Origin of the sequence: Streptomyces sp. NPDC127595 (genome assembly GCF_042671685.1) — a bacterium.
In the GTDB taxonomy this organism is placed as follows: Bacteria; Actinomycetota; Actinomycetes; order Streptomycetales; family Streptomycetaceae; genus Streptomyces.
On record NZ_JBHXWK010000001.1, the window covers coordinates 548788 to 566039 of the forward strand.

General features: G+C 68.2%; 13 protein-coding genes. 5 read left to right on the top strand and 8 right to left on the bottom strand.

What is annotated here, in order from left to right:
- Positions 1 to 173 (top strand): tetratricopeptide repeat protein (locus ACFVKT_RS02390; protein WP_385728102.1); only part of this gene is annotated, 173 nt, incomplete at its 5' end.
- Positions 174 to 876: 703 nt separating this feature from the next.
- Here the strand turns inward: ACFVKT_RS02390 and ACFVKT_RS02395 are convergent.
- Together ACFVKT_RS02395 and ACFVKT_RS02400 are read right to left on the bottom strand one after the other, a co-directional pair.
- Entirely contained in the window at positions 877 to 1071 is a 195-nt protein-coding gene (locus ACFVKT_RS02395) for a hypothetical protein (protein ID WP_385726688.1), read from the bottom strand.
- Positions 1072 to 1431: 360 nt separating this feature from the next.
- Positions 1432 to 1794 (bottom strand): hypothetical protein, encoded by a 363-nt coding sequence (locus tag ACFVKT_RS02400; RefSeq protein ID WP_385726689.1) that lies wholly within the window; start codon positions 1792 to 1794, stop codon positions 1432 to 1434.
- A 447-nt stretch (positions 1795 to 2241) separates the two neighbouring features.
- Here ACFVKT_RS02400 and ACFVKT_RS02405 point away from each other — a divergent pair, with 447 nt between their 5' ends.
- Together ACFVKT_RS02405 and ACFVKT_RS02410 are read left to right on the top strand one after the other, a co-directional pair.
- Positions 2242 to 2694: a lactococcin 972 family bacteriocin gene (locus ACFVKT_RS02405; protein ID WP_385726691.1), complete on the top strand. Its 453-nt coding sequence runs from the start codon at positions 2242 to 2244 to the stop codon at positions 2692 to 2694.
- Positions 2695 to 2962: 268 nt separating this feature from the next.
- On the top strand, positions 2963 to 3493 hold the full coding sequence (locus ACFVKT_RS02410) for a hypothetical protein (RefSeq protein WP_385726693.1): 531 nt from the start codon (positions 2963 to 2965) through the stop codon (positions 3491 to 3493).
- A gap of 363 nt (positions 3494 to 3856) precedes the next feature.
- On the opposite strand, the gene ACFVKT_RS02415 is transcribed toward ACFVKT_RS02410, so the two are convergent.
- The 4 genes from ACFVKT_RS02415 to ACFVKT_RS02430 form a co-directional block, all read right to left on the bottom strand.
- Entirely contained in the window at positions 3857 to 4834 is a 978-nt protein-coding gene (locus tag ACFVKT_RS02415) for a hypothetical protein (RefSeq protein WP_385726695.1), read from the bottom strand.
- 883 nt (positions 4835 to 5717) lie between these two features.
- On the bottom strand, positions 5718 to 6935 hold the full coding sequence (locus tag ACFVKT_RS02420; protein ID WP_385726697.1) for a mechanosensitive ion channel family protein: 1218 nt from the start codon (positions 6933 to 6935) through the stop codon (positions 5718 to 5720).
- Positions 6936 to 7171: 236 nt separating this feature from the next.
- Entirely contained in the window at positions 7172 to 7939 is a 768-nt protein-coding gene (locus ACFVKT_RS02425) for a crotonase/enoyl-CoA hydratase family protein (RefSeq protein ID WP_385726699.1), read from the bottom strand.
- A gap of 74 nt (positions 7940 to 8013) precedes the next feature.
- Positions 8014 to 9000 (bottom strand): YbhN family protein, encoded by a 987-nt coding sequence (locus tag ACFVKT_RS02430; RefSeq protein ID WP_385726701.1) that lies wholly within the window; start codon positions 8998 to 9000, stop codon positions 8014 to 8016.
- A 195-nt stretch (positions 9001 to 9195) separates the two neighbouring features.
- On the opposite strand from ACFVKT_RS02430, the gene ACFVKT_RS02435 reads away from it, so the two are divergent.
- Positions 9196 to 11124 (top strand): ABC transporter ATP-binding protein, encoded by a 1929-nt coding sequence (locus ACFVKT_RS02435; RefSeq protein ID WP_385728104.1) that lies wholly within the window; start codon positions 9196 to 9198, stop codon positions 11122 to 11124.
- Positions 11125 to 11296: 172 nt separating this feature from the next.
- Here ACFVKT_RS02435 and ACFVKT_RS02440 read toward each other — a convergent pair whose 3' ends face one another.
- Positions 11297 to 12424 carry a hypothetical protein gene (locus ACFVKT_RS02440; protein WP_385726703.1) on the bottom strand — a complete coding sequence of 376 codons (1128 nt, stop codon included), beginning with the start codon at positions 12422 to 12424 and terminating at the stop codon, positions 11297 to 11299.
- Positions 12425 to 12700: 276 nt separating this feature from the next.
- Here ACFVKT_RS02440 and uvrA point away from each other — a divergent pair, with 276 nt between their 5' ends.
- Positions 12701 to 15169, top strand: coding sequence for an excinuclease ABC subunit UvrA (uvrA, locus tag ACFVKT_RS02445; RefSeq protein ID WP_385726705.1), 2469 nt, complete (start codon positions 12701 to 12703; stop codon positions 15167 to 15169).
- A 21-nt stretch (positions 15170 to 15190) separates the two neighbouring features.
- On the opposite strand, the gene ACFVKT_RS02450 is transcribed toward uvrA, so the two are convergent.
- Positions 15191 to 16972: a PucR family transcriptional regulator gene (locus ACFVKT_RS02450; RefSeq protein ID WP_385726707.1), complete on the bottom strand. Its 1782-nt coding sequence runs from the start codon at positions 16970 to 16972 to the stop codon at positions 15191 to 15193.
- Between the last annotated feature and the right edge of the window lie 280 nt (positions 16973 to 17252).

The window sequence follows — 17252 nt, forward strand, 5'->3', positions numbered from 1 at the left end:
CCGCCTCCCGCAACAACCTCGCGGGCGCCTATCAGGCTGGCGGGGACCTGGCCCGCGCCATCCCCCTCTACGAGACCACCTTTGCTGACGCCACGCGGATCCTCGGCGACAAGCACCCCTCCACGCGAATCTTTCGCGGCAATCTCATCGGCGCCTATCTCGCACGCCTGTGACCAGCTCTGTCCCCATGTGGCGCTCTGAACCATCCAGTGACGGGCCTCTGTGACGGGCCTCGATCGGTCTAACTCTTCTCTACTTGCTCAAGGGCGCGCCTGCGGCGCGCCGACGGCCGGGCGCCCCGGCCGGGCTGCGGCGTGACCGCCGGTCCCGGCCGGACGTCCGCCGCCCGGCAGCCGACAATGCCCGAACCGCAGGAAGGCCGCCGCCAGGCCCCGGCCGAGGAACCCACGGCCCAGCGGTCAGCGGATACACGAATCCGCGTGCTTGCGCGCCCGGGACTGTGCGGGACCACGGGACGCCTTCTCGTCCAGACGACAGCCCGTGCACGTCACCCACACGTATCCCTTGTCGTCTTCCTCGACACGGACCGTGCCACGCCCCCGGGTCCGTAGCGACCGCCCGATCGCCTTCCGCCTCTGCGTCATCCCGGAACCCTCCGCATCTCTGCCCCGCCCATGATGCGAGGCTCAACCCACGTACGGCTAGGGGTGGACGGCAGCCTGAGGGATTAGGCAGCCACCATGGGGCGAGCCTCGAAGATCATGGCCCCAACGTCGTACTTCACCGGGCAGGTCCACAGACTGCCCGACGATCCGGAAGCTTGCGGGGCCATGATCACTCGCCCCATGGCAGCTCCCGCCCAAAGCCCCATGCCGCCGGCCACGTACGCACGCGCGGGCGGACATCTCGACTAGTTCAGGAAGCCAGCCCGCGCCGCAACGCCGTTGCGACAAGCCGAGCACCAGCAGGCGTACCGCGCAGCCGCACCACCCCGCGCCCCTCATCATCCGTGCCCGCCACCGCCCACGCGTCGCCCCTGGCCAAGCCCGCCGCCACGAGAGCGGCGTTCACCTCCGCCGCTGCCTCCAACGCGTCGAGACAGTCCGGCATGTAGTCGAGCCCGCGCACTCACGGCATGCTGCCCAGATCCTTGCCCCAGTTCTCTGCCGACTCTCTGTCGTCCATCCCCGCACACACTCCCCACCGACACCCGCATGTCGCTTGCAGAAGCAAAATCTAACGCACCTCAGCCATACAGACGACCGATTCCCGCACATCGGTTTCACTCGCCCCGCATACAACAACTCACAGGGAAGCAAGGACTGTTGCGCTCAACCGCCGCACGCTCAGGGGCACCACGGGAACATGTGCGCCCAAGCAAACTCCGCACACAACAAACGCGGCCCCCTCCCACCAGGGGAGAGGACCGCGCACAAGGCCAGCACCGGGGGCGCCTTCCCGGCATGGCAGCTACCTCAGGTAGCTCTTGTAGACGTAACCCCGCGTCAGCCTCGGCAGACCGCCCGCCGAACGCTGCTTGAGCACCACGCCCACCCAGTCCGCGTTGTACGACGGGTGGTACGTCTCGCGAATGAACACGCGATCACCCTTGTACAGCAGGCCCTTGACCCACCCGTTGTAGCCCGGCTTGGACCGAAGGCGGAGCCCGTTGGCCGCAACTGAAGCCGTCGACCCCGCCCGCACGGCCGTCACGACGCCACCGCCACCGGCCGGAGCAGCAGCCGCACCGGAGGCTGTCACCCCCACGACGGCCAGCAGCACGGCCACCATTGCCGCCAGGGCCACCCCCAGCTTCCTTCTGATCTTGTACATGCATGACCTTCCAACTCGCACGATGACGAGTCCCGGCGGACTCATCCGACCGGTTCTCGTCCTGACGAGTCACGAGCATGTTGGTTGCGATAGCAAACGTCAAGAGGGTTGCCGTGCCAAGTGCGGCGGCGGCCCCCGCTCGCGCGGCGACCAGGGGGATCCGGTAGCCACTCGGCCCAGGCGGGCAGTTCGCAGCCCTTAACTCAGCCAACAGCTGTAGCTGGAAGTACAGGCGGCGGGGCCGTCAGGAGTGCCCGACTCGAGGAAGATATTAGAAAGATTTGCGCCAAAACAATCAGGTGCAGTTAACTAATGTCCGAATCAGGTAAACAAGCCAGTCGGGGATCCTTTCAGGTCAATCACTTTACCCCCTTTACAGTAAGGTCTAGACCTGTGCGAAGATCCCTTTGCAGCCCCCACACGGGGGGCTGATGGGAGGGGTACTTCATGAAGGTTTCCGGTAGATCCATAGCTCTCGCCGTTGCGGGCGCAGCCCTGGCTACTGGCGTTCTCGCCGCGCCGGCCACTGCGGACGGTTCTCAGGTAAGCGCCGTCGGTACCACCACCCACATCCGGGGGGACGGCACTCAGCCGCCTGCGGAACTGGGCAACCCCACGGAATGGGGCGTGGTGGAGCTCACGATGAACGACTCGGCGGGAAGCATTTCGCCGATGACCATCGTCGAGATCGGTGGCGGAACTTGGAGCTACGGCTGGTACCTCACCGCGGACGGTAAGTACTGCTACTCGAACTACTACCACCACGACGTGATGCACGGCTCGACTGCGGAGCTAGGCGGCAGTTCGATCAAGCACGTTGTGGTTGCTGGGGAATACTCCAACGCCCATCTCACGGGGGGCGCAGGCTACACGTGCAACGCCTACTACGCTAAGTACTAAATCTTCATCTCCAAACACCCCCGGCGTGGCACCTGGGGCTGGATAAGGTGAAGTTCGCTCCACTCCTGGGTTTCTGTGCGGGCGCCCTCACAGAAACCCAGGAAGAGTACAAGCTGCACCTTAGGGATTGACCACAGAATAGGGTAAGAAAATCATTTACTTTCCGCGTGATCGTGTCGCGCCTATCACGGTAGCTCTCGGGGCGGGTGTGATACTTGGAGCAATTGGCCCGCTCGCGGGTGAATTCGAAAATCCGATTTTCCGTGCTGTGAGCCTTGCCTTTTCCGGGGGATGGTCGTGGGCGCTTTTTGCCTTTATTGTGGGCTACTACCGCAGATCTAAGGTTGAGTCGGCGCTGCTGGCTTCTTCGGCGTTGGCCGTCGGCGTGGTTGTGTACTACCTCTTCAAGTTTCTGAATCCCGCCGCTCCGCTCGGACGGGTCATCTCTGATGGGTCCGGAGATGAACTTTCTTCCAGAATCCTGCTCTGGGGAATAGCGGCTTTCGTCTGCGGGGGACCTGTGGGGTTCCTGGGGAATTTGGCACGAACTCCCGGCATCGGTGGTCTCTGGTTCCGCTTGCTTGTTCCGCTAATCGCATTTTTTGAGACCTCTCAGCGGCTGGGTACCGAGGCGGACTCGCAAAGTCCTGTTGTCGAAATAACTTGGAATGCGATTCGCGTCGTAGCGGGTGTTGTCGCCGTGGCTCTCGTCGGTCACACGGTGTGGAGCTGGTGGTGCGCTCGGCGCAGTCGATCCAACGGCTCTGCGGAGGTTAGTGCGCCGACGAAGCGCCTCTGACGCATCGCATGCCTCACTCGCTGAGCCTTTTAGTCAAGGTCAACATGCTGAGGAAAGCGGAGCTGTCTGGCTCTGCCGTGATGCCAACGGTCCCGCGCCGGACCGGTACCGCTCTGTCTGCACCTTTTCAGCTCATCCCCGATGTCACACCAAGGGGTCAGAGAGCCTCTCGGGCCAAGCACGAGCGCCCCGCCGTCGACCGGGTCGAGGACCCGCGCGGAGGGCTTGTCGGGCGGATGACCCTGCGGCGCCGCAGCTTGCTCCGATTCGGCCGGACACATTGGACCGTAGACCCGCCACGGGCCCAGCCCTTCACGGCTACCGGAGCGCCTGGGGCAGGGGGTTTCTCCGTCTAGGCATAGGTCAGACGGAGATACCAGCCCTCTGCGCCAGCTTGGTGAGCCGTTCGTTACTCCGCTTGTGCTGCGACACCAACACCCGAGTCAATTCAAGACTGGTGGGGTGTACGGCGGCCATCTCGGGGGCCTCAGCCCAGGCCTTCTCCAGACTCTCTAGAGTTCCGTCCTGGTCTCCCAAGGCAAGCTGAGAACGGCCGAGGTTCATATACAGCGGAGCTACTCGGTTAGCCGGAAGCGTCAGACCGCCTTGGATCAGATCTTCCGCTGTATCCAGTGCCCTGCGGTGCTGGTCCATGTCGGAAGCTGTAGAAATGACATGGGTAGCCGTCTGCTCTGGACCGAATTGCATCCCGTGCTTGGCAACCTCTTCCGGGATTTCCTCAGCCGCACACCAGGCCGCCTCAATGTGCCGGTTGGTCGTCTGCTTGTCCTTCAGCCGTCCGGCAAGGGTCAAGCCTCGCAGGTGTAGGACTCCCAGCCCGAAAGCCTTTTCTCGTCCGCTCAGGGTCGACTCAGCCTGAACAATCGCACGGTCAATGATGGCCAACCCGCCGGAGAAGTCACCGGAATTGAGGAACGTTCCCGCGTCATCGCGAGCTGCGACGATAGCCGCAATCGGGTCTGCCCTCTCTGCCGCAGTCTTCTGCTTCATGGTGGCCAACTCGGCAAGGTGCATCCACCTATGCCGTGCAGCAAGCCAGTAGACGACTCCGTAGATGTCAGCTACCAAAGTCCAATCTCTTGGCTCGCCTGTCAGGTGAGCATGGTTGGTAGCCCTGGTAAGCAGGGACGGTAGACGTAGCCGAATCGCCGCTAGCTCCGTTTTCCACCTCAGAGCATTCAGTTCGTCGACTTCCTGTGATAGCCGCTCAGGGGCAGAGGGCGGCTCACCAGGGACATCAAAACGACGAATTGCATAGTTCAGCTCATTGAGGTTGGCCTCTGGCGCACTACCCAGAAGCTCATGAAGGGTGAGGTTCATTGAACGGGCTACTGCGGCCCCTACTCCTTGGGTGAGCGCTCGGGCACATGCCCCCAGTGCATCGTTAAGCGAGCCTCGCAGGGGCGAACGCGGTGACCGCCAAAGCCCTGGATCTGGATCTCGACACCCTGAATGGTGACCAGCTCCGGGGTTGGGCATGCGTGCTGTGTGGCGCACGGCTGTATGGAGATCAACTACTCGGCATTGTCACCCGCGCCAGCGCGTGCAGAAAGTACACCGAGAATGTCGAGCTTTGGGCCTGTGCCCCCTTGTGCCCGTCCCGCCCATGTGGTCCCGCAGTACTAGCCTGAGAACCCCTGAGGGCGGCGAGATGGACCGAGAGCCCCGGTTCCGTAGCCGGAGAGCTGGCGGCGGGGTTTCGCACCGCAGACAGCCCCGGCCGGATCACACAAGATCCGGCCGGGGCCGCTGCCTGTCACAACAGTCCGAGAGCCGGTCGGCTCCGAGACTTTAAGGTCTGGCGATCAGCGGGGCCCCTCCAGGAGCAAGACAGGGGGCCCGGTGGAACCCAAGACAAGGTGAAGCCATCCGGCCCCACCTCGCCGCCAGCTTACGGGCCCCCTGCCATGCTCCTGCCCCGCAGACCGCCAGACCTCAAACTCTCTCCGCCAACCTCCCACCGCCGCAGACTAGCCGCCGCCATTAGCCAGAAAATCCCAGGTCAGACAGGTTTCCGGGCGCATTCAGCGGGTACATTGTCTTTAGAGGAAGTCGCCGTCCGGCGTTTGAGGACGAGGCCGTCCAGGCCGACGGCGGGGGTCTGGGGGCGGCAGCCCCCAGGAAGCAAGGGACGGGAAGGGGCGGAGGGGGCGAAAAACCTCATGGCCCAGCCGCCGCCCCGCCCCGCGCATCGTCGACCTGGTCAGCCCCGAGAACCCGTAGGAGGCTGCTGCACCGAGATGCTCCCCTCCCGCTGCTGCGGGATGCCCGCCTGCTGCGGAACCCCCGCCTGCTGCGGAACCCCCGCCTGCTGCGGAACCCCCGCCTGCTGCGGAACCCCCGCCTGCTGCGGAATGACCGCCTCGATGAGCGCCGACTCGGGAAGCGCCGCTCCCCCCGGATGCAACGCCACGCTCCGGGTCGGCGCCGGAATCCGGATCCCCTCGTCCCGGTACCGCTTGTGCAGGCGCTTGATGAACTCGTGCTTGATCCGGTACTGGTCGCTGAACTCGCCCACGCCGAGGATCACGGTGAAGCTGATGCGGGAGTCACCGAAGGTGTGGAAGCGGATCGCGGGCTCGTGGTCGGGGACGGCGCCGGTGATCTCCGTCATCACCTCGGCGACGACCTCGGCGGTCACGCGCTCGACATGGTCGAGGTCGCTGTCGTACCCGACGCCCACCTGCACGAGGAGCGTCATCTGCTGCTCGGGGCGGTTGAAGTTGGTCATGTTGGTGCCCGCGAGCTGGGCGTTGGGAATGATGACCAGGTTGTTGGAGAGCTGACGGACCGTGGTGTTGCGCCAGTTGATGTCGACTACGTAGCCCTCCTCACCGCTGCTGAGGCGGATGTAGTCGCCGGGCTGGATCGTCTTCGAGGCGAGGATGTGCACGCCCGCGAAGAGGTTGGCAAGGGTGTCCTGGAGGGCCAGCGCCACCGCGAGACCGCCCACGCCCAGGGCGGTGAGCAGCGGGGCTATCGAGATGCCCAGCGTCTGGAGCATGACGAGGAAGCCCATCGCCAGCACCACGACCCGGGTGATGTTGACGAAGATGGTGGCCGACCCGGCGACGCCCGACCGGGACTGGGCCAGCGACCGGACGAGCCCGGAGATGAACCGGGCCGCGGCGATGGTCGAGACCAGGATCAGGAGCACGGTCAGGGTCCGGTTGACGTTGTGCCCGACCGACGAGGTCAGCGGAAGCACCGCGGCCGCCGACGCGATCCCGCCGGCAACGGCCGCCGCGGGCACGAGAGTTCGCAGCGCGGCGACGATGAGGTCGTCGCCGCTCCAGTTGGTGCGCAGCGCGTGCTTGCCGAGCCAGCGCAGCAGCATGCGCGACAGGAACGCCGCGATGAGGCCCGCGGCCACGGCGATTCCGGCGAGCATCCAGTCGTCCAGGGTGAGGGAGCGGTTCATCGGCGTTCTCCCTTGTGGCCGGAGGGAAGGCCCGTGGGCCGGGTGTGCTGTGTCGTCACTTGCCACCTGCTCGAATCCGGGAATGCGCGATCATGCCCGGACTGGTGTTCGTCATCCGGGGCGACCGCTCATCCTGCCGCATCAGCGGGTATGCCCGTCACCAGGCATGGCGAGATCCGGCTCGCGACCCGCCCCCTACTAACAACTGACAGGAACGGAAAGGGACTCGCCGTAACTCACCGGGGTTCACCGAACGAGCCATGCCGCCCCGCTCCCGCCGCGAAGCGCGCCGCTCCCTCCAGTCCCTCGGCCAACACGCCCATGCCGCGCCGGAGTTCGACGCGCATCGCCGCGGCCTCGACCAGGCCGTCCTGGTCCAGGACGGAGGCACGGTCGCTGCGCAGGCATTCCTGGGGGAAGTCGGCGATGTCCGCGGCAAGTTCCTCGGCCGCCGCACGGGCCCGGCCGGCCGGCACGAGACGGTTGGCGAGGCCCATCTCGAAGGCCTCGGAGGCGGGCACCGGACGGCCGGTGAGGATCATGTCCATCGCGCGGCTGGTGCCGATGAGCCGGGGGAGCCGTACCGTACCGCCGTCGATGAGCGGAACGCCCCAGCGGCGGCAGAAGACCCCGAAGACCGCGTCCTCTTCGGCGACCCGCAGATCGCACCAGAGCGCCAGCTCCAGGCCCCCGGCGACCGCGTGCCCCGCGACGGCCGCGATCACCGGCTTGGACAGGCGCAGCCGGGTCGGGCCCATCGGCCCGTCACCGTCCTCGGCGACCCGGTTGCCCTGCTCGCTGCCGATGGCCTTGAGGTCGGCGCCCGCGCAGAACGTGCCGCCCTCGCCCCACAGCACCGCGACCCGTGCGGTCTCGTCGGCCTCGAACTTCCGGAAGGCGTCCGCGAGTTCGGCGGCGGTCGGGCCGTCCACCGCGTTCCGGGCCTCGGGACGCGAGAGGACGACCGTGGTGACGTAACCCTGCCGTTCGGTCCGGACCGGCATCGCTGACCCCTTCCGCGGGCTGCTCTGCTCCGAGGCTAGCCGCGGGTTCGCGACCCCGCACAGGATGCGTGGGCTCAGATCACCTTCAGACGGACCAGCGCCCCCAGCGTCAGCGCCCCCGGCAGCAACGGCACCCACACCGTGATGATCCGGTACGCCAGCACCACCGCCGTCGCCACGGCGACCGGGCCGCCCGCCGCGACCAGCGCGATGATCAGCGCGGCCTCCACCGAGCCGATACCGCCCGGCGTCGGCACCAGCGCGACCGCGACCGTCGCCGCGAGATAGGCGACCACGATGTACGCGGGCGGTACCGGAAGCCCCAACGCCATTCCCACGGCGACCAGTCCGGCAGCCTGGAGAGTGGGGAAGGCGAGCGAACCGCCCCACAGGGCCAGCGCGCGCATCGGCCGGGTGTGCACCGAGCGTGCCTCGCCGAGCGCGGTACGCAGGAAGGAGAAGACAGCGGTACGCAGCCGCCGTACCAGCAGGAGAGCCATCGCCGCGATGCACAGCACCACGGCGCCGCCGGCCAGCAGGGGCCCGACCGCGCCGTCCGGAAGGAGGCCTCCGAGCCGCAGCGCGCCCGGGAAGGCGATCAGCAGGCCCGCCAGCAGGGTCAACCGGGCTATCGACTCCGCGAGCAGGTACAGCGCGAGGGCGGCCGACGACCGGGCGAGCGGCACCCCGCACACCGTCATGAACCGCAGATTGACCGCGCTCGCGCCCAGTCCCGTGGGAAAGAGGTGGTTGGCGGCGCCCGCGGCGACCTGCGTGGCGAGGAGCCGGCGTACGGGCAGCCGCTCCATGACCGCGCCCTGGCGGGTGACGGCGGCCGCCACCCAGGTTCCGCAGGTCGCGGCGGCGGCGGCCACGAGCCAGGGCCACTGGGCCGTCGCCAGATGGTGGAAGCCCTCAGCCAGCACTGACCAGTGCTGTGTGGCGACCACGATCACGAGGGCGAGCGGGAGCAGGCAGAGGACCGGCCGGACGGACGAGCGGAGAGCCGACCGGAAGGCGGTGCGACTGGGGAACCCCTGAGGGAGTCGTACGGCTATCACATTGGGAGAGCTTTTCCACTTCGCACCAACGGGGGGTTGCGGGCGTGGAGACGGCGGCTGACGTGCTGGGCAAGGTGCGGGAGGTGCCATCCGACATATCGGACGAGATGAGAGAAGTGCGGAGTGGGCCGAGGGAAGTGCCGCCAAATGATTGACCTCAATATTGCTTGAGGTCATACCTTCACTGCCATGAGCATGGAGACCACAGCCTGGACACAGCTGCAGAGTGTCATGAACGCCCGGCAGGAACGCCGCCCCTTCGCCCGCGCGACCCTGCGCCGTATCGCCGTCTTCGCCCGTCCGCACCGCCGCCGCATCGGCCAGTTCGTGGTGCTCAGCGTGCTGACCGCGCTGCTCGCCGTCGCGACGCCGGTGCTCGCGGGGCGCGTCGTGGACGTGATCGTGTCCGGCGGCGACGAGGGCACCGTCGTGCGCCTCGCCGCGCTCATCGCCCTCATCGCGTTCTCCGAGGCGGCGCTCGGACTCCTCGGCCGCTGGCTCTCGTCGACGCTCGGCGAGGGACTGATCCTCGATCTGCGGACGGCTGTGTTCGATCATGTGCAGCGCATGCCGGTCGCGTTCTTCACACGTACACGTACGGGCGCGCTCGTCAGCCGTCTCAACAACGACGTCATCGGCGCCCAACGCGCCTTCAGCAACACCTTGTCCGGAGTCGTCAGCAATGTTGTGACGCTGCTGCTCACCCTCGTCGTGATGCTGACCCTGTCCTGGCAGATCACGCTGCTCGCGCTCGCGCTGCTGCCCGTGTTCGTGGTGCCCGCGCGGCGGATGGGCACCCGGATGGCCCGCCTGGCGCGCGAGGCCGCCGACCTCAACGCCTCGATGGGCACCCGGATGACCGAGCGCTTCTCCGCACCCGGCGCCACGCTCATCAAGCTCTTCGGGCGCCCCGAGGACGAGTCCACCGAGTTCGCGGAGCGCGCCAGGAGGGTCCGGGACATCGGCGTGCGTACGGCGATGGCGCAGTCGGCGTTCATCACCGCCCTGACGCTCGTGTCCGCCCTCGCTCTCGCGCTTGTCTACGGCCTCGGCGGCTGGTACGCGCTGCGCGGCAGCCTGGAGCCGGGCGCCGTCGTCTCCCTGGCCCTGCTGCTGACCCGCCTCTACGCGCCGCTCACCTCGCTCGCGGGAGCACGCGTCGAGGTCATGAGCGCCCTGGTGAGCTTCGAGCGGGTCTTCGAGGTGCTCGACCTCAAGCCCCTCATCGACGAGAAGCCGGACGCGCGGAAGGTGCCGGATGGCCCCGCAGCCGTGGAGTTCGACGGCGTCCGCTTCGCCTACCCGTCCGCCGACAAGGTCTCCCTCGCCTCCCTGGAGGAGGTCGCGTCCCTGGACACCCGCGGCGGCGCCGAAGTCCTGCACGGCGTCTCCTTCCGCGCCGAACCCGGCCAGACCGTCGCCCTCGTCGGCTCGTCCGGCGCCGGGAAGTCGACCATCGCGCAGCTCCTGCCGCGGCTGTACGACACCGACGAGGGCGTCGTCCGCATCGGCGGCGTCGACGTACGCGACCTGAGCGCGGAGTCGATGCGGGAGACCCTCGGCATGGTCACGCAGGACGGTCACCTGTTCCACGACTCGGTGCGGGCCAATCTGCTGCTGGCCCGCCCGGCCGCGACGGAGGAGGAGCTGTGGGACGTCCTGCGCCGCGCCCGCCTCGAAGATCTCGTACGTTTGCTGCCCGACGGTCTCGACACCGTGGTCGGCGAACGCGGCTACCGCCTCTCCGGCGGCGAACGCCAGCGCATGACCATCGCCCGCCTGCTCCTGGCCCGCCAGCGCGTCGTCATCCTCGACGAGGCCACCGCCCACCTCGACAACACCTCCGAGGCGGCCGTCCAGGAGGCACTGACAGAAGCTCTGGAAGGACGGACCGCAGTGGTGATCGCGCACCGGCTCTCCACCGTGCGGGCCGCTGACATGATCCTTGTCGTCGAGGCCGGGCAGATCGTGGAGCGGGGCACACACGGCGAACTGCTCGCGGTGGACGGGCGGTACGCGGAGCTGTACCGGACTCAGTTCAAGAAGTCGGGCACGGCCGGCGAGGGCACTGAGGCCGGCGAAGGCGTGACGGAGATCGCTGTCACGGAGGACGCCGTGGCATAGCAGTGGACCGGCGCCCGCCGTACCCCGGCGGGCGCCGGCGCGTACCCCTCACCGGGACGCGACCCTCCATACCCACAGGAGCAGTGGCTCATGCTGCGCACCATGTTCAAGTCGAAGGCCTGACTTGCCCTCCGGACGACCACCGACCACCAATCACCAGCGAATCTCCGACTCAGGTCGCCAGCTGGTCACCGTCGTCGTCCTGGAGCATGCGGCGGCGTTCCTGTTCGCGTTTGGAGTAGGCGGCTGCCCGGATCGCCTCGTCGCTCTCCAAGCCTGATCCCAGCGCGCCGCCCACCGTGGCGACCGAAGCGACGAACCAGGACAAAGCCCAGTATTCCGCGGCGTGGAGCGGGTTTCGTGTCGTGGCGGCGAACACTTGGCCGTTGAGGATGAACAGGGCCCACACCAAGTTGATGACGATCAGACCCAGATAGCAGACGAGCACGCCGATACCCACGGTCATGACCGTCGAGGCGTTGTAGAGCCTCGCCCTCTGCCTCGCCTCAGGCGAGTGCTCCGCGGTTCGATGCCACAGGTTCGCGTCCACGATCAGCCAACCGATCATGAGCGCGACAGACCCGACCGTGGCGATCACGAGGCGCGGCGCGCTCAGGGACTCGGCCAGGCTCCAGATGGTGGAGTTCACGGTGGCGACGGCTCCCGTGGCGAGTGCGGCCGCCAGGGCTTTCGACAAGCCAGGCACCAAGCGCCACGGCCGGTTGGCGCGGACCATACCGACGAGCACCCTCAGGTAGCCGCGCGGCCCCCTGACGACGTACCGCAGATCAGCGGTCTCCTCCGCACCGACCTGGCCCGGGTGAATGGGCGCGAAACGACTGACGAAGGGAGCCAGCGACGGCTGACTCTGCGCAGGTCCCTCCACCCCGGAGGCCTGCGGACCCGCCAAGCTGAGCACCGCTTCTTCCACGGCCCGCCGGGCCCTCGTCTGCAGCCGCAAGCCGCCCAGCGTGGGAAGAGACAGCAGCGCCAAGCCGTGCTCGTGACTCAGATCCACAACGAGCTTGCGCCCGTGTGAGTGCAGCGGAAGATCGGTGAGGGCCACGATGATGTCCCAGCTCTCCGCTCTTCCGCGGTCCATGATCCGGCGCATCAAGGTGGGCGGGTCCTCGGTGCTTGCGGTGAAGGGCTCACTGACCACCTCGACGTCGAACCGTCGTCCCTGCCCTGACTTGTCGGCGAGCCGAGCAGGAAGCACTCGGGCCAAGCGGCGCGCGATCTCCGTGGGCGCGTCCGGATCCGCCAGGAGCGCCACGACCGTAACGCCCTGAGACGACATCCGCATGACTCCTTCTCGTCGGCTGCCCCCGCGTTCGCCCGTGCCCACAGGATGCCCCCGAGGGAACGCCGACGCCGCGTGACACGCTAGCCCCTGTCGGCGCCACCCTGGGGACCGCGACGAGATCGACCGGCAGCAGGCTGCCTCCGGTTCAACCTCGCCACCGTGATCACCTTCATGGGTATCACCGCCTCCATGGCCCGCCACCGGCCGTGAGCGGGACCCGGTGACGGCGCCTGCCGCGCGGTTCCCGGCGCGATCAGGTAATCAGGAACGGTGAACAAGGACGCGACCGACCCCTTCGTGCATGTCCGGGGCGCCAGTGAGAACAACCTGCGGAACATCGATGTCGACGTTCCACGGGACGCGATGGTCGCCTTCACCGGTGTCTCCGGTTCGGGCAAGTCCTCGCTCGCGTTCGGCACGCTCTACGCGGAGGCCCAGCGCCGGTACTTCGAGTCCGTTGCACCGTATGCCCGAAGGCTGTTGCAACAGGTCGGCGCACCGCACGTACAGGAAATCACCGGACTGCCACCGGCCGTGGCCCTGCAGCAGCGACGCGGGTCGCCCAGCTCGCGCTCGACGGTCGGCACCATCACCACGCTGTCCAATCTGCTGCGCATGCTGTACTCCCGCGCCGGCACCTATCCGCCCGGGGCCGCTCGGCTGGATGCCGAGTCGTTCTCACCCAACACGGCGGCCGGCGCCTGCCCGGAGTGCCACGGACTGGGCGTCGTGCACGATGTCGCCGAGGACCTGCTCGTCCCGGACCCCTCGCTGAGCATCCGCGAGGGGGCGATCGCCGCCTGGCCGGGCGCCTGGCAGGGCGCCAACCTGCGCAGCGTCGTGAGCGGCCTGGGGATCGACATCGACCGGCCGTGGCGCAGGCTCCGGAAGAAGGACCGGGACTGGCTGCTGTACACGGACGAGCAGCCCTCCGTGTACATCGAGCCGGAGGAGGACCGCATCGACTACGGCTACCAGGGCAAGTTCTGGAGCGCCCGTAAGCACGTCATGCACGTCCTCGCCGACTCCAAGAGCGAGAAGATGCGGGAACGGGCGCTCCGGTTCGTCAGGAGTGTGCCCTGCCCCGAGTGTCACGGCAGCGGGCTGCGGCCCGAGGCGCTCGCCGTGACCTTCGCCGGACGTTCCATCGCCGAGATCAACGCGATGCCGCTCACCGAGGTCGTGGCGCTGCTGCGGCCCGTCGCGGCGCGGTCCGAGGCCGGCGCCACCACGTCGACCGCCCGGTCCGGGGAGACGACCGAGGCCGCGGTCCGGATCTGCGGCGATCTGGTCGCGCGGGTCGACGTACTGCTCGACCTGGGCCTCGGATATCTCAGCCTCGGGCGCCGCTCGACGACCCTGTCGCCCGGCGAAGCACAGCGCCTGCGGATCGCCACCCAACTGCGCTCTGGGCTGTTCGGCGTCGTCTACGTCCTCGACGAACCGTCCGCGGGCCTGCACCCGGCCGACGCGGAACCGCTGCTGGACGTACTGGACCGCCTCAAGGCGGCGGGCAACTCGCTGTTCGTGGTGGAGCACGACATGGACGTCGTACGGCGGGCGGACTGGGTGGTCGACATCGGCCCCGGCGCGGGCGAGGGCGGCGGGCGCGTGCTGTACAGCGGCCCGGTCGCCGGTCTTGAGCAGGTCGAGGAGTCGGCCACGAGCCAGTACCTGTTCGGGCGAGCCCAGCCGCTCGATCACCGCCCGCGCACACCGCACGGCTGGCTGCACCTGAGCGGCGTCTCCCGCCACAACCTGCACGACGTGTCCGTCGACGTACCGCTCTGCGTACTGACGGCGGTGACGGGCGTTTCCGGTTCCGGGAAGTCGACGCTGGTGACGCAGGTGCTCGCCGAGGTCGTCCGCCGCCACCTCGGGCTCGTGCCGGAAGAGCCTGAGGAGGCGCGGCTGGAGGTCGACGTCCAGGACGCGTCGGGGGTCGAGTCGTTCGACCGGCTGGTCCGGGTGGACCAACGGCCCATCGGCCGAACTCCCCGGTCCAACCTGGCGACGTACACGGGGATGTTCGACGCGGTGCGCAAGCTGTACGCGGCGACGGACGAGGCCAGGGCGCGCGGCTACTCGGCGGGGCGGTTCTCCTTCAACGTGCCCGAAGGACGGTGCGAGACCTGCCAGGGTGAAGGGTTCGTCGCGGTGGAACTGCTGTTCCTGCCCGGCACCTACGCGCCGTGCCCGACCTGCCAGGGCGCCCGGTACAACGCCCAAACGCTGGAAGTCACCTACCGCGGCAAGAACATCGCGGAAGTGCTGGGGCTGTCCGTCGACGCCGCCGCCAAATTCCTGTCCGCCGTCCCGGCCGCCTCCCGCAGTCTGGAGACGTTGCGCGAGGTGGGACTGGGGTATCTGCGGCTGGGCCAGCCCGCGACGGAACTCAGCGGTGGTGAGGCGCAACGCATCAAACTGGCCACCGAACTGCAGCGAGCCCGCCGCGGGCACGCGCTCTACCTGCTCGACGAGCCGACAGCGGGGCTGCACCCTTCGGACATCGCGCTGCTGCTGCGACAGCTGCACCGGCTCGTCGACGCCGGGAACACGGTCGTCCTCGTCGAGCACGACCTGGACACGGTCGCCACCGCCGACTGGGTCATCGACCTCGGGCCGGGCGGCGGTGACGCGGGCGGGCAGGTGGTCGCGGCGGGTCCGCCGGCCAAGGTGGCGAGGGCCCGCCGCAGCGCCACCGCGCCCTATCTCGCGGCCCGGCTCGCGCGCTCCTGACGACAGGGCCCAGCGAGGCGATCAGCCGGGCCCGCCCAGCACGATCTTCCACACCCGGGTGGCCACCTGGAGGTTCAGCCGGTCCTCGACGTTGGTGAGGTCGTTGCCGCTGATGTCGCGGATGCGCTGAAGCCGATAGCGCAGCGTGCTGCGGTGGATCGCGAGGGATTCCGCGGTCTCGTCGTAGTTGCCGCCGCAGTCGAAGTACCGGGACAGAGTCTCCACCATGGCCGTGTGGTGCCGGGAGTCGTATTCGATGAGCTGCCCGAGCCATTCCTGGACGAACGTCTCCAGTTCCTGGTAATCGTTGCCAGGCCCCAGGATGCGGTAGAGGCCGAGCTCGTCGAAGAACATCGTGCCGTAGCGCTCGCGGGAGTGACGGCGCACTTCCAGCGCACGCTGCGCCTCCTGGTAGCGGTGGGGGATGTCGTCCAGGGAGTCGCAAGGGGCGCTCACCCCGATCGTCCCGGACCGTGTCCCGGTCTCCCGGGCGAGCGCCTCGTACAACGCGTGGGCGTGCGGCCTGTCGTCGGCGACCAGGACCACGTGGTCGGAACGTCGGGTCAGCAGCGAGCGCATGCCCACGGCAGAGGCCGCCCGTCCCACGGTCTGCGCGAAGGAATCGTCCGCAGTCCGGTTCGGCCACTGGACCACGACGATGTAATGGCTGCGGTGCAGGTCGTGTCCGACTGCCTCGGACCGGGCGTAGGCGCTCGCCTCGTCCGTCCCCGCCAGGAGGTCGTCGACCAGCTCCCGGTTCAGCCTCAGCTCCACTTCGGCCAGACTGCGCAGGTGCGTCAGCTCCGGGGCGAGCGACGCGGCGGCGTGCTCCAGCGCGAGAACGGTGTGCTCGTCGGCCTCGTCCCGGGCATCGACCAGGGCCAGTACGGCCAGGATCTCGCCGTGCGGGCGGACCAGGGTGATCAGCCGGTCCTTCACCCGCACCGGCCCGGCCTGACGGGCGACGGCGTGCAGCATTTCGTCCTGGCGCACGGGGTCGGGCTCGGGATAGGGGTCGGGGCGCCTGGGGCCGGTCCAGGACCTCAGTCGGCCGAAGCGGTCCTCGACCAGCGCGGGGAGTCCGGTGAGCCTGTGCAGTGCGCGGGTGACGGCTTCCTCGCCGCCGCTCGACGCAGCGATGTCGGCCATGAGTGCGTGAACGGCTCGCTGGTAAACCAGCTCAGTCACGACGCAGCTCAACTGCTGCTGGAGGGTTGTGCGTTCGTCCCTCAAGCGGTGCAGCTCCAGCGCGTCATCGCGTTGGCGGTGGTGTGCGAGGGCAACCGACAGCGCGGCAGCGGTGTGCCGGACGAGCGTGGCGAGCAGGGATCTCTCGGCCTCGGTGGGCCGGGAGCGGGACGTCACCACGAGGTAGCCGTGGAGTCCATCGAGTCCGCGTAGCCCCAGGATCCGGCCCCAGGGGCTGCCGGGTACGGTCACAGGGCCGTCCTGCCCGGCCAGCTCTCGCACCCTCCGGCCCACGGCCGAGGCGTGCGTCTGCCCGTTCCTCGGGCTCAGGACCAGGTCGCCGCCCACCTGGAGGTATCCGGCCTCGGCGCGATAGGGCCCCGTGGCGGCTATGTGGTCCATGGCCAGTCGCAGGATCTCGCCTTCGTCCGGGGTGTCGAACAGGGTGCGGGAGAGCACCGTCAGGTCGCGGAGGGCATGGTCGGCCGGGGTGCGAGCGGGTGGGCGGGGCCGTGTGCGCGCGGTCGCCGGGTGCCGCAGGGCGCTGCCCCGCGGAAGGCTGCTCGCCCGGATGGAGCGGCGGTGGTACAGGCTGTGCGTCCGACTGCCGGCCATGGGATCACTCCGTTCTCCCTGAGCTTTCAGGGAGGCGAGTGGTATTCGGGTACCCGCTTCCGGGCAGCTTATCCGAGATGTCCTGATGCGTTCTCTCGTACTCGTAGGGCGACCGGACCCGTGCATTCCTGACTCGCCAGGCGGAGGTGTGGAGCCACCCGGTTCGTCACCCTGGGGAGTGCTCGAGACCCTCCGTGCGCATGGGCGGGAAACCGGCGGAGGTCCCACCCGTACCCGAACGAATGTGATCCGGAGAGTCGGCGCAGGCGCCGTACAGGAG

Excerpts from the sequence above, each read along its gene's own strand:
- ACFVKT_RS02440 (WP_385726703.1), bottom strand. The coding sequence starts at position 12,424 with ATGTCGTCTCAGGGCGTTACGGTCGTGGCGCTCCTGGCGGATCCGGAC.
- ACFVKT_RS02450 (WP_385726707.1), bottom strand. The coding sequence starts at position 16,972 with ATGGCCGGCAGTCGGACGCACAGCCTGTACCACCGCCGCTCCATCCGG.
- ACFVKT_RS02425 (WP_385726699.1), bottom strand. The coding sequence starts at position 7,939 with ATGCCGGTCCGGACCGAACGGCAGGGTTACGTCACCACGGTCGTCCTC.
- ACFVKT_RS02395 (WP_385726688.1), bottom strand. The coding sequence starts at position 1,071 with ATGCCGGACTGTCTCGACGCGTTGGAGGCAGCGGCGGAGGTGAACGCC.
- ACFVKT_RS02435 (WP_385728104.1), top strand. The coding sequence starts at position 9,196 with ATGGAGACCACAGCCTGGACACAGCTGCAGAGTGTCATGAACGCCCGG.
- ACFVKT_RS02420 (WP_385726697.1), bottom strand. The coding sequence starts at position 6,935 with ATGAACCGCTCCCTCACCCTGGACGACTGGATGCTCGCCGGAATCGCC.
- ACFVKT_RS02415 (WP_385726695.1), bottom strand. The coding sequence starts at position 4,834 with ATGAACCTCACCCTTCATGAGCTTCTGGGTAGTGCGCCAGAGGCCAAC.
- ACFVKT_RS02400 (WP_385726689.1), bottom strand. The coding sequence starts at position 1,794 with ATGTACAAGATCAGAAGGAAGCTGGGGGTGGCCCTGGCGGCAATGGTG.
- ACFVKT_RS02405 (WP_385726691.1), top strand. The coding sequence starts at position 2,242 with ATGAAGGTTTCCGGTAGATCCATAGCTCTCGCCGTTGCGGGCGCAGCC.